General features: G+C 67.1%; 10 protein-coding genes. 7 read left to right on the forward strand and 3 right to left on the reverse strand.

Features of this window, described 5'->3' with window-relative positions; all coding sequences use genetic code 11:
• Positions 1 to 82: 82 nt before the first annotated feature.
• Positions 83 to 979, reverse strand: coding sequence for an NAD(P)-dependent oxidoreductase (locus H9Q09_RS10385; protein WP_187390963.1), 897 nt, complete (start codon positions 977 to 979; stop codon positions 83 to 85).
• Positions 980 to 1,212: 233 nt separating this feature from the next.
• Between H9Q09_RS10385 and H9Q09_RS10390 the strand changes: the two genes are divergently transcribed.
• From H9Q09_RS10390 to H9Q09_RS10405, 4 genes are all read left to right on the forward strand, one after another.
• Positions 1,213 to 2,220, forward strand: a complete 1,008-nt coding sequence (locus H9Q09_RS10390; protein WP_187390964.1) for a TRAP transporter substrate-binding protein — start codon at positions 1,213 to 1,215, stop codon at positions 2,218 to 2,220.
• Positions 2,221 to 2,301: 81 nt separating this feature from the next.
• Positions 2,302 to 2,781, forward strand: a complete 480-nt coding sequence (locus H9Q09_RS10395; RefSeq protein WP_187390965.1) for a TRAP transporter small permease — start codon at positions 2,302 to 2,304, stop codon at positions 2,779 to 2,781.
• Positions 2,778 to 4,082 carry a TRAP transporter large permease gene (locus H9Q09_RS10400; RefSeq protein ID WP_187390966.1) on the forward strand — a complete coding sequence of 435 codons (1,305 nt, stop codon included), beginning with the start codon at positions 2,778 to 2,780 and terminating at the stop codon, positions 4,080 to 4,082. The genes H9Q09_RS10395 and H9Q09_RS10400 overlap by 4 nt, the downstream gene beginning before the upstream one ends.
• An 88-nt stretch (positions 4,083 to 4,170) precedes the next feature.
• On the forward strand, positions 4,171 to 5,358 hold the full coding sequence (locus H9Q09_RS10405) for an AGE family epimerase/isomerase (protein WP_187390967.1): 1,188 nt from the start codon (positions 4,171 to 4,173) through the stop codon (positions 5,356 to 5,358).
• Between the two features lie 64 nt (positions 5,359 to 5,422).
• Here the strand turns inward: H9Q09_RS10405 and H9Q09_RS10410 are convergent, their stop codons facing one another.
• Together H9Q09_RS10410 and H9Q09_RS10415 are read right to left on the reverse strand one after the other, a co-directional pair.
• Positions 5,423 to 6,466: a Gfo/Idh/MocA family oxidoreductase gene (locus H9Q09_RS10410; RefSeq protein ID WP_187390968.1), complete on the reverse strand. Its 1,044-nt coding sequence runs from the start codon at positions 6,464 to 6,466 to the stop codon at positions 5,423 to 5,425.
• A 184-nt stretch (positions 6,467 to 6,650) separates the two neighbouring features.
• Positions 6,651 to 8,222, reverse strand: coding sequence for an aldehyde dehydrogenase (NADP(+)) (locus tag H9Q09_RS10415; protein WP_187390969.1), 1,572 nt, complete (start codon positions 8,220 to 8,222; stop codon positions 6,651 to 6,653).
• 397 nt (positions 8,223 to 8,619) lie between these two features.
• Here H9Q09_RS10415 and H9Q09_RS10420 point away from each other — a divergent pair, with 397 nt between their 5' ends.
• The 3 genes from H9Q09_RS10420 to H9Q09_RS10430 all read left to right on the forward strand — a co-directional run bounded on the left by H9Q09_RS10420 (position 8,620) and on the right by H9Q09_RS10430 (position 12,185).
• Positions 8,620 to 9,603 carry an aldo/keto reductase gene (locus H9Q09_RS10420; RefSeq protein ID WP_187390970.1) on the forward strand — a complete coding sequence of 328 codons (984 nt, stop codon included), beginning with the start codon at positions 8,620 to 8,622 and terminating at the stop codon, positions 9,601 to 9,603.
• A gap of 183 nt (positions 9,604 to 9,786) precedes the next feature.
• Positions 9,787 to 11,463 (forward strand): thiamine pyrophosphate-binding protein, encoded by a 1,677-nt coding sequence (locus H9Q09_RS10425; protein ID WP_187390971.1) that lies wholly within the window; start codon positions 9,787 to 9,789, stop codon positions 11,461 to 11,463.
• 92 nt (positions 11,464 to 11,555) lie between these two features.
• On the forward strand, positions 11,556 to 12,185 hold the full coding sequence (locus tag H9Q09_RS10430; protein ID WP_187390972.1) for a glutathione S-transferase N-terminal domain-containing protein: 630 nt from the start codon (positions 11,556 to 11,558) through the stop codon (positions 12,183 to 12,185).
• Positions 12,186 to 12,269: the final 84 nt, after the last annotated feature.

Consider the following 12,269-nt stretch of genomic DNA (forward strand, 5'->3'; position numbering starts at 1 on the left):
CGCGAGGCGATGCCGGCAAAGATCGCAGCTTGGGTGGATCCGGCAGCGGGGCCGCCGGATCCGGTAGTTTCAGAGCTGACCCTTACTTCTTGCCGCCGAACAGGCCGGCGAAGAACGCCACCATTTCCGGCACCATGCGCTGGCCGTAGCCGCCGGCGGTCGCCAGCGACAGCGCCTGCTTGGCGGAGGTCGACATGACGCTCGGCACGCCGAGATCGTCGGCCATGCGGCTGTAATAACCGACATCCTTGCGGGCGTTGGCGACGGAGAAGGCCAGCATGTTGGGATTGTCGTCGACGGCGTAGGCCTTGACGAAATCCATCATGCCGGACTTCAGCGGGCCGGCCGACATCACGCCGTACAGCGTGTCGCGCTCGATGCCGGCCTGGTCGGCCATGGCGAAGGCCTCCGACATCGCGCAGGCGGTGGTCATGGCGAAGAAGTTGTTGATCAGTTTCAGCGTGTGGCCGGCGCCGAGCGGGCCGACATGGAAGATGTTTTCGCCGAGATCCTCGAAGACCGGCTTGGCGCGCTCGAAGGCTTCGGTGCTGCCGGCCGACATGATGTTCAGCTTGCCGTCGACGGCGTGGGACGGGGTGCGGCCGAGCGGTGCGTCCATGTACTCGGCGCCGGCCTCGGCCACGGCCACGGCGATCCGCTTGGTCGAATCGGGCAGCGAGGTGCCGAAGTCGATGACGAGGCTGCCAGGGCGCAGGCCGGCGATGACGCCGTCCTCGCCGAACATGCGCGCCTCGACCGAAGCGGACGTGTCCATGCACATCATGACGATGTCGCTGCGGCCCGCGAGCTCGCGCGATGTCTTGGTCTCGGTCGCCCCGCGCTTGACTGCGGCATCGACATTGCCGCGGCTGCGGTTGGCGATGACGGTCATCGGATAGCCGAGCTTCTGCATGCGCTCGACCATGGCCGATCCCATGAGCCCGAGGCCGATGAAACCGATCGATGGCTTGTTGGTCATAGTGAAGTCCCTCTCCGGCGAACGGTCGCGCTGCTGCACGTCGATTCCCGTTCGCGATCTCCAATCGCACCGGCGACAATAAAGCACCGACAGGCTTAGCGTATACGTTGTTGACCCGCGCAAGTCATCGGATATAGTCGGGATTGGGAGAAAATACTGCACTGCAATATTGCAGCGCAGAAAGAACGGTGCGCGTTTACTGCAGAAACGCGCACCATATTGGGAGGAACAATATGACGTTTGGATTCATGAAGGGTGCGGCCGCCGCACTTCTGCTTGGTGCCAGTGCCGTGGCGCTCGGTTCGGCCGCACCGGCCGCTGCGCAGACGAAGCTGATCGGTGCGAGCCAGTTCGACGAGAACCACGCCTTCACCAAGACGATGCGCAAGTTCGAGGAGCTGGTTTCGGCCTGCTACACCGAAGAGCCCGTCGAGTTCGAGATGCACCTGAACTCCGAGCTGGGTCTCGAGAAGGACTACGTCGCCTACATGAATCAGGGCCTGTCGGTGGACTATGCGGTGGCTTCGCCCGCCCACATGTCCACCTTCTCGAAGATGGCGCCGCTGATGGACATGCCCTTCCTGTTCCGTGACGAGGATCACTGGAACAAGGTGCTGGAAGCCGACGCCCTGAAGCCGATCGCCGACGACATTCTCGAAAAGGCCGACATCCGGCTGCTGGGCTATGCGGGCGGCGGCACGCGCAACGTCTTCGCGACGCGGCCGGTCTCCAACATGGCAGAAATGAAGGGTCTGTCGATCCGCATGCAGGGCGCCCCGATCTGGACCAGCGTCTTCAATGCGCTCGGCGCGGCGCCGACCGTGATCGCCTATAACGAGGTCTACAACGCTATCCAGACCGGCGTCATCGAGGCGGCCGAGAACGAGGCGGCCGGCGTCGAGCAGATGAAGTTCTACGAAGTGGGACCTGAGCTGTCGCTGACCAAGCACGCGATCACCATCCGGCCGCTGATGATGTCGAACAAGACCTATCAGCGCCTGCCGGAAGGCCTGCAGAAGTGCATCGACGAGGCCGGCCCGCAGGCCGGACAGTACGGCCGCGAGATCGAAAGCGGCGAGGACGGCAAGAAGCTCGACGCCATGGTCGAGAAGGGCTGGCTGAAGACGCATGAATTCACCGAGCGTGATGCCATGCTGGCGGCCGCCAACCCCGTGCTCGAGGCCTATGCCGAAGAGCTCGGTGCAGCCGACGTTCTGCAGAACATCCAGGCGATCAAGTAACGACGCCTGCAGCCGGGGCGGCCTTGCCGTCCCGGCGACCCGGCTGTTCCCGCGCATTCCCCGCACTTTTCGGTAGAGTTCATGCATCGCATCCTCGACGCAGTCCACCTCGTCCTCAAGGTGGCACTGGGCCTGCTCGTCGCAGGCCTGATTATTCCCGTGACGATGCAGGTGCTGTCACGCTCCGACTACGTGCCCCGCTATATCTGGACCGAGGAGATCGCCCGCTTCTGCTTCGTCTGGATGATCATGATCGGCGCCATGTGCGCGGTGCGGGACGGCACCCATTTCGATCTCGAAATCCTGCCGGAATCGGCCAACCCCAAGGTTGAGCGGGCCAAGCGTATCTTCGTGCACCTCATGGTCTCGCTCGTGGCCGTGATCTTCGTCTGGTACGGATGGCAGTTCCTGCTCTTCGGCTGGTACCAGACCTCGGAGATCGCCTCGCTGCCGATGAACTGGATGTTCGTGGCCTGGCCGCTGATGGGGGTCGTGACGCTGCTCTTCATGGCCGAAAAGATCATGATCGAACTGCGGCGCCCGCTGGGAGACGTCGCATGACCCCCGGTTTCGTCGCCGCGCTCCTGTTCGGGCTGTTCCTGCTCTTCATCATCCTGCGGGTCCCGGTCGCCTTCGCGCTCGCTCTCGCCTGTATCCCGGTGTTCTTCCTGGAGCCCCGGCTGACGCCGATCCTGCTGCTGCAGGAGATGTTCCGCTCCTACAATTCCTTCGTGCTGCTGGCGGTGCCGTTCTTCCTGCTCGCCGCAAACCTGATGAACGCGGCGGGCATCACCGACCGGTTGATCCGATTGTCGCGGGCGCTGGTCGGGCACCTTCCAGGCGGCCTCGGCCACGTCAATGTCGTGGTGTCGATGTTCTTCGCCGGCATCTCGGGCAGTTCGACGGCCGACGCCGCCGGCATCGGCTCGCTGCTGATCCCGCAGATGAAGAAGGAAGGCTTCTCGGCCTCGTTCTCCGTCGCCGTGACTGCCTGTTCCTCGGTGATGGGCGTCGTCATCCCGCCATCGATCCTGATGGTGGTCTGGGGCGGGCTGATGTCGGTCTCGATCGGCGGCCTGTTCCTGGCCGGCATCATTCCCGGCATCCTGATCGCCGGCGCGCAGATGGCCACGGTCTACATCTACGCCAGGCGTCACGGCATGGGCCTGCACACGCGCGCCACGTTCCGCGAGCTCGCCGGTGCGTTCCTCGGGGCCGCGCTCGCCCTGATGACGCCGATCATCATCGTCGGCGGCATCGTCGGCGGTGTGTTCACGCCGACCGAGGCCTCCGTGGTCGCGGCGCTCTACGCGCTGTTCCTCGGCATGGTGGTCTACCGCACCATCGGCCTGCGGCTCCTGACGGAGGTGCTCTACGACACCGGCCGCTTCGCCTCGATCGCGCTGTTCTGCATCGGTACCGCCAGCGCCTTCGGCTGGATCCTGGCCTATTTCAAGGTTCCGGCGGCGCTCGTTTCCTACGTGCAGGCGATGGATCTCGGCATCACCGAGATGGGCTTCGCGGTGGCGATCGCCTTCCTGATCATCGGCTGCTTCATCGACGCGATCCCGGCGATCATCATCCTCGGCACGGTGCTGTGGCCGGTCACCCAGTCGGTCGGCATGCATCCGATCCACTTCGCCATGATCGGCGTGATCAGCCTCGCCTTCGGCCTGGTGACGCCGCCCTACGGCCTGTGCCTGCTGATCTCCTGTTCGGTCGCCGGCATATCGGTCAAACGGGTGATCAAGGACGTGGCGATCATCCTGGCGCCGATGCTGGCCATTCTTGCGCTGGTCATCGTGTTTCCGTCGATCAGCCTGTGGCTGCCGCGACTGCTGATGCCGCAATTCGTCAACTGAGCCATCGGTTGAGGGGGGAGGAGCGCGGTGCCCGGAAACGGTGCACCGCGCTCTTTTTTGTTGAACATGCGATCGGGGAAAGACGCACATGACACGCAGCGATCGGCGGCCTGATCTCTGGCTCTACGACAAGGCGATGCCGTTCTGGATAGCGACGGCGCGGGACGCTCGGCATGGCGGCTTCTTCGACCGGCTCTCGTCATCCGGCGAGCCCTATGAGGACGATCCGAAGACGACCCTGGTGCAGGCGCGAATGCTGTTCACCTGCGCCCATGCGCGGCTGAACGGCGGCGGCGAGAACTGCGTCGCCGGCGCCGAGACCGCGCTGGCCTTTCTCACCGACCATCTGCGCGACCCCTCCGATGGCGGTTTCTACCGCGCGGTTGGCCGGGACGGCGACCCGGCCGCGCCCGCTGCGAACCGGGTCAAGGATGCCTACGACCACAGCTTCGTGCTGCTCGGCCTTGCCGCCCTGTTGCGACTCGGGCCGTCGGAGACGGCGCAGACCCTCCTCGATGAGACCTTCGACTGGTTCCACGGCACGCTCTTCGATCCGGCGACCGGCAGCTATCACGAGGATGATCGTGCCACGCAGCCCGGCGAACCCTATCCGCTGCCACGACGTCAGAACCCGCACATGCATCTCTTCGAGGCGCTGCTGGCGCTGCACGAGGCGACAGGCGAGGCGCGCTGGCTGGAGCATGCGCGGCGCATCGCCGAAATCTTCGCGGCGCATTTCTACGACGCCGACACCGGCTCGCTGCGCGAGTTCCTCGACCGCGATCTCGGCGAGGCGCCGCCGCCGGCCGGCCGCATCCGCGAGCCGGGCCACCAGTTCGAATGGGTCTGGCTGCTGCATCGCTATGCGGCCCTGTCCGGCGACCGGCGCTTCGACGGCCATGCCGCGGCGCTCTACCGGTTCGGCTGGAACAACGGCACCCATCGGGGTGGTCGGCTGGGTGGCGGCGTCTATGACGAGATCGACCCGTCAGGCGCGCCGGTCTCGACATCGATGCTGCTCTGGCCCCAGACGGAAGGGATCAAGGCGCATCTGGCGCGGGCCGAATCGGCCGGCGACGCGGAGGGCGTGGCGCGGGCCCGGCAACTGACCAAGCTGATGTTCAAGCAGCACATCGCTGACGATCGCCCGATCTGGCGCAACCAGATCGACCCGGACGGCAAGACGCTGCAGGCCGATGCGCCGACGCGGCTGCTCTATCACGTCGCGATGGCGATCATCGAAGGCCAGCGGCTCGGCGCCTGGGAGGCGCAATAGCGCCACTGCGGCCACTGTCTGCTGCGACCCGCGCCAGCCGGACATGGCAGGCGCGGGTGCGCCGTCAGGCCGGCTCGGCGGCGACCGCGACGCTCGTTCCCGTTCGTCCGGCCTCGATCAGCGCATCGATCAGGCGATGCACCTTCAGCGCCTCGCGGCCCGAGATGCGCGGCGGGCGCTCTCCGTCCAGCGCATCGAGGAAGTCCGCGATGGCGCTGCGGTGCCAGTCATGCGGGAAGTCCATCGGATTGGCCCCGGTCCCGCCGGCGGTCTCCAGCGGCGCGACCCGCTCGGTGCGGCCGTCGTGGAACGTGACGTCGAGGCCGGTCCCGGCGAGGACCGCGGTCCCGTTGCGGCAGATGAACTCGATGCGTTCGGGAAAGCCCGGATAGGCGGCGGTCGTCGCATCGATGGTGCCGAGGGCACCGTTTTCGAAGCGAATACCGGCGGCGACCATGTCCTCGGTCTCCATCACATGCACCGGGCTGGTGGTGGCGAAGCCCCGTACCTCGGCCGGTCGGCCGGCGAGGCTCAGCATCAGGTCGAGCGTATGGATGCCCTGTGTCAGAAGCACGCCGCCGCCATCGCGGGCGAGGCTGCCGCGGCCGGGCTCGTCGTAATAGGCCTGCGGTCTCCACAGCCGGATGATCGTCGAACAGCCGGCGATTTCGCCCAGATCGCCCGCGGCCAGAATCCGTGCCAGCGCTTCGGCGGCCGGGCGGAAGCGGTGCTGCAGGACGATGCCGAGAGTAACCCCGGCGGCCTCGCAGGCCTCGACCATCTGCGTCGCGCGCTCGGTGGTGATCTCCAGCGGCTTTTCCAGAAGCACGTGCTTGCCCGCCGCCGCGCAGCGCCCGACGATGTCGAGATGGGTGTTGGGCGGCGTCAGGACGATGACGGCGTCGATGCTCGGATCGTCGAGGATCGTCTCCAGACGATCGCAGGTCGGCACCGGAAACTGCGCCGCGAAGGCTTCACGCCGGGCCGCCGTGGGACTGTAGGCGTAGGCGATCTCGACCCGCTCGGTGAGGTCGATGAGGCTGCGGACATGGGCGCCCACCACCATGCCGAGCCCGACCAGCGCGACCCGCTTTTTCTGAACTGCCAAGATCCGTTCCCCCCGAAGATGTCGTGAATTTCCCCCGCGGCACTGTCGGCCATATGGCCGGCGATGCCAAGGGCCGAGGCATGTGCTGGACCGGTTTGGGCCATGCGAGCGTGCCGGAGCCCCAAACAAAAAAGCCCCCGGGACCGTCGGTCACCGGGGGCTTCGTTCGTGGTCTGCGCAGGGCTTAGCCGAGCTTGCCGTCGATACGGCGCGGCACGTTCAGCGGATTGGCCTCCTGCAGGGCCTTCGGCAGCAGCGCGTCCGGCATGTCCTGATAGCTCACTGGCCGCAGGAAGCGGGCGATGGCGAGCGTGCCGACCGAGGTGGAGCGGCCGTCGGAGGTGGCCGGGAAGGGACCGCCATGGACCATGGCCGGGGCCACTTCCACACCGGTGCCGAAGCCGTTGACCAGGATGCGGCCGGCCTTTTCCTCGAGCACGGGCAGCAGCTTGCGGGCGTAGTCGTGGTCGCCCTCTTCCATGTGCAGGGCGATGGTCAGCTGACCCTCGACCGAGCCCAGGACCTTCTGCAGTTCCGCCTCGTCGGCGCAGCGCACGATCAGCGAGGTCGAACCGAAGACCTCTTCCTGCAGCTCAGGGTTCGCCAAGAAGTCGGCGGCCTTGGTGGAGAACAGGGCGGCCTGGCCCTGGAACTTCTCGCCGACCTTGCCCTCGGCCAGCTTCTGGACCTGGGAATGGCTGTCCAGACGCTTGACGCCCTCGCAATAGGCCTCGTGGATGCCCGGCGTCAGCATGGTCGCGGCCGGAGCCTCGCCCAGCGCGGCGCTGGCGCCCTTGACGAAGCTCTCCAGGCCCTCGCCGTCGATGGCGAGGATCAGGCCCGGATTGGTGCAGAACTGGCCGGCGCCCATGGTCAGCGAACCGACAAAGGCCTTGCCGATGGCTTCGCCGCGTGCGGCGAGGGCACCCGACAGCAGCACGACCGGGTTGATCGAGCTCATCTCGGCATAGACCGGGATCGGCTCGGAACGGGCCGCTGCGGTGGCCATCAGCGCCGTGCCGCCGCTGCGCGAGCCGGTGAAGCCGACAGCCTTGATGCGCGGATCGGCGACGAGGCCCTGGCCGATGACGCGGCCCGAGCCGAACAGCATCGAGAAGACGCCCTCATGCAGGCCGCAATCCTTGACCGCCTTCTGCACGGCCTTGCCGACCAGCTCGGAGGTGCCGGGATGAGCCGAATGGGCCTTCACGACGACCGGGCAGCCGGCGGCCAGCGCCGAGGCCGTGTCGCCGCCGGCGACCGAGAAGGCCAGCGGGAAGTTGGACGCGCCGAAGACGGCGACCGGGCCGACCGCGACATTGCGCAGGCGCAGGTCGACGCGCGGCATGGGCTTGCGGTCCGGCATGGCCGGATCGATGCGGGCCTCGAGGAACGAGCCCTCGCGGACGGTCGCGGCGAAAAGCCGGAGCTGGCCGACCGTGCGGCCGCGCTCGCCTTCGACGCGGGCCTGCGGCAGGCCGGTCTCGGTCACGCAGCGCTGGACCAGCTCGTCGCCAATATCCATGATGTTCTGGGCGATCGTCTCCAGGAACACGGCGCGTGCTTCCAGATCGGTCTCGCGGAAGATCGGGAACGCCTTGGCGGCGAGCGCGCATGCCTTTTCCAGATCGTCGGGGCCGGCCGCACCGAAGGCCGGCTCGAGCTTCTCGCCGGTTGCCGCGTCAAGGCCGTGGATGTCGCCTGCGGTTCCGTGTCGTGTCGCGCCTCCGATGAGGAGGTCTCCTGTCAAAGCCATCAATTCACCTGTCATTTGCAGCCATGCCCGCCACACCGAAGCGGACGAGCGATCCTGGGACCCGGAATGTTTGTCGCGGGTGGCGAGCTTTCAATGCATACATCGACATTAGGCAGCACGGCTGTCCACACGAAAGTCATGCGACGCGCCGGCACCATTCGCCGGTGACGTGCTTCACGTGTCATCATATGACGCTCGGGGCAAGGTCGCCGATGTGCTATCGGTTCCCGGAAGGGCACGATCGGGGCAGTGGATACGTTATCCACCGGTCGTGGAGGGAGACGTCGCGCGGGGATTGCCGGCCGGGAGCGGCCGCCGCCGCGACGCGAGACCGGAGCGTCCGCATCTGTCTGCAAGGGCAGGTGGGCGCACGGCCAGTGAATGAAGAGGGGGCAGGATGGAACGGCGCAGGCTTGGAACGGGCGGACCGCAGGTGGCGCCCGTGGGGCTCGGCTGCATGAGCTTCGGCGGCATCTATGGGGCGACCGACGTGGCGGAGAGCCACCGCACGCTCGACCGGGCGATCGAACGCGGCATCGACCATCTCGATACGGCCGACGTCTATGGCGAGGGCGTCTCGGAGGAGGTGATCGGCAGCTTCCTGAAAGCCCGGCCACACCGATTCGTCATCGCCACCAAGGCGTCGATCAAGCGGGCGCCACAGCGCAGCTTCGACAATTCGGCCGACTATCTGCGCGGCACGCTGGAAGGCTCGCTGCGCCGGCTCGGCGTCGAGCATGTCGATCTCTTCTACATCCATCGCCGCGAGGCCGGACGGCCGATCGAGGAGGTGATGGAGACGCTGGTGCGCTTCAAGGAGGAGGGCAAGATCGGCGCGATCGGCCTGTCGGAGATTTCTCCGGGCACGTTGCGCCGGGCCAATGCGGTGCATCCGGTGGCCGCCGTCCAGAGCGAATATTCTCTGTGGACGCGCCTGCCGGAACTCGGCCTCGTGCAGGAATGCGAACGCTCCGGCACGGCGCTCGTCGCCTTCTCGCCGCTGGCCCGCGGCATGTTCGGGGCAAAGCCGCTGGTGCCGGCCGATTTCCCGCCGGGCGATTTCCGCACCGCCAATCCGCGCTTCGTCGAGCCGAATTTCAGTCACAACCTCGGTGCCGCCGACCGCTTTCGTGCCTTTGCGGCCGAGCGCGGCCAGTCGCCGGCGGCGCTGGCGATCGCCTGGGTGCTGCATCGCTCGCCGCAGATCGTCGCCATTCCCGGCACGCGCAGCGCGGACCATCTGGACGACCACGCCGACGCGATGGCGATCACGCTGTCGGCGGAGGACATGGCCGCCATCGAGGCCGTGCTGCCGGTCGGCTTTGCCCAAGGCGACCGCTATTCGGACGCCCAGTCCGTCGGTCCGGAACGCTATTGCTGAGCCGGCCTCCAGCCAGCCGTTGCGGCGGTCTTGGCGATGGCCCTTCGGCCGCGCTAGACCTGAGCGCAACGGCCCGGCCGGCTCGATCCACCGCCCGCTGACGCGGGTTCCATCCGGCGTGATCCTCGCGCCTCCCGCAGGACGGTCTTCAAGGCCGCGCATTCCTTCGAGGTCGATCTGAACATGACCCAGTCGCAAGCCAATGCCCGCAACGGTGGGCGCATTCTGGTGGACCAGCTTCTGAAGCAGGGGGCCGACACCGCCTTCTGCGTGCCCGGCGAAAGCTATCTGGCAGTGCTCGACGCGCTCTATGACAGCCGCGACGAGATCCGCCTGATCAATGCCCGCCACGAGGCGGGCGCGGCCAACATGGCCGATGCCTACGGCAAGCTGACCGGCAAGCCGGGCCTGTGCTTCGTCACCCGCGGCCCGGGCGCCTGCCACGCCTCGGTCGGCGTGCACACGGCGTTCCAGGATTCGACGCCGATGATCCTGTTCGTCGGCCAGGTTGGCCGCGACATGCGCGACCGCGAGGCCTTCCAGGAGATCGACTATCGCCGGATGTTCTCGCCGGTCGCCAAATGGGCCGCCGAGATCGAGACGACGGCGCGCATTCCCGAATATGTCGCGCGGGCCTATCAGGTGGCGATGTCGGGCCGGCCGGGGCCGGTGGTGCTGGCGCTGCCCGAGGACATGCTGACCGAGATGGCGAGCGTCGGCGACGCGCCGAAGGCGACGCCCGTCGAGGGCCACGTCACGGCCGCCGACGCCGAGGCGATCCGGGCGATCCTCACGGAAGCGAAGAACCCGCTGATGCTGGTGGGCGGCAGCGGCTGGACCGATGCGGCGTGCCGCGACATCACCGCCTTTGCCGAGGCCAACGGCCTGCCGGTCGCCAGTTCGTTCCGCCGCCAGGACGTGGTCTCGGCGTCCTCGTCGAGCTTCGTCGGCGATTTCGGCACGGCCGGCGCGCCGAGCCTCGTCAAGCGGATGGCGGAGGTCGACGTGCTCTTCGTCGCCGGGGCGCGGCTCGGCGAGATGACTACGAAGGGCTACACGACGCTCGATTCGCCGGCGCCGCGTCCGCGCCTGATCCACATCCATTCCGGCGCCGAAGAGGTCGGCCGGGTCTATCAACCCGAGCTCGGCCTCTGCGCCTCGCCGGCTTCGCTGGCCTCGGCCCTTGCCGACGCGCGCTGGTTCGAGCCGTCGCGCTTCGAGGGCTGGCGTTCGCAGTTGCGCCAGGAGTTCCTGGCCGACGTGGAGCCGGAGCAGGAAGCCGGTCCGCTGGATCTGGCGGCCGCCTTCACCACGTTGCGCGAGGAGCTTGCGACGGACGCCATCGTCACGCTCGACGCCGGCAACCATACCGGCTGGCCGCAGCGCTATCTGCGCTACGGGCGGCCGGGGCGGCAGATCGGCTCGACGGCCGGCGCCATGGGCTATGCGGTGCCGGCGGCCGTCGCCGCTGCGATCGCCCATCCCGATCGCACCGTCATCGGCTGCGTCGGCGACGGCGGCTTCCAGATGAGCGGCCTCGAACTGGCGACCGCCGTCCAGTACGGCGCGACGCCGATCATCTTCGTCTTCGCCAACGGCACCTACGGCACGATCCGCATGCACCAGGAGCGGGAATATCCGGTCCGGGTCGTCGGCACCGACCTGCAGAACCCGGATTTCGCCGCCATGGCGACGGCGATGGGCGCCCATGGCGAGCGGGTGACCAGCAATGACGAGTTCATGCCGGCCTTCGAGCGGGCGCGTGCCTCCGGCAAGGCCGCGCTGATCGAGCTCGTCACCGATCCCGAGCGCATCTCGACCCGCACCACGGTGACGAAGCTGCGCGCCTCGGCGAAATAGCCATCCGGTTCGGCCTGCGGTCGGTCATCGCGCCGCCGCAGGTCGCCATGCCTCGACTATCTCGAACACAGCACTCTGGGAGGATTTGCACCATGATCGATCTCTACACCTGGGCGACGCCCAATGGCCGCAAGGTCTCGATCGCGCTGGAGGAAATGGGGCTTCCCTATGAGGCCCACGCCATCGACATCACCAAGGACGAACAGTTCGATCCCGCATTCCTGAAGATGGCGCCGAACAACAAGATCCCGGCGATCGTCGACCGCGACAACGGCCTGACGCTGATGGAATCGGGCGCGATCCTGATCTATCTGGCGGAAAAGTCGGGCAAGCTGCTGCCGGCCGAGCCGGTCGCCCGGATGAAGACGCTCGAATGGCTGATGTGGCAGATGGGCGGCTTCGGCCCGATGCTCGGCCAGGCGCATCAATATTTAAAGTTCAACAAGGGCAAGGCACCCTTCGCGGAGGAGCGCTTCGCCAAGGAAGTGCGCCGCCTCTACGGCGTGCTCGACACCCAGCTTGGCCGCGAACAATATGTCGCCGGCGAGTATTCCATCGCCGATTTGTCGATCTGGCCGTGGGCGTCGCGCCATGAATGGCAGGAGATTTCGCTCCACGACTTTCCGAATGTGAAGCGCTGGTATGTCGAACTGGCCGGCCGCGAGGCGGTGCAGAAGGGCTATCACGTGCCGAAGTTCACGCAGGACATCCCGATGCCCTGATGCGGCATCGGCCGTCATGGACGGCCGGCGCCGAGGGAGACGGTCCCCGGAGATGAAGAAAGGCGGGGCGCTCGGCGCCCCGCC

This window comes from Aurantimonas sp. DM33-3 (assembly GCF_014334315.1).
Taxonomy (GTDB): domain Bacteria; phylum Pseudomonadota; class Alphaproteobacteria; order Rhizobiales; family Rhizobiaceae; genus Aurantimonas; species Aurantimonas coralicida.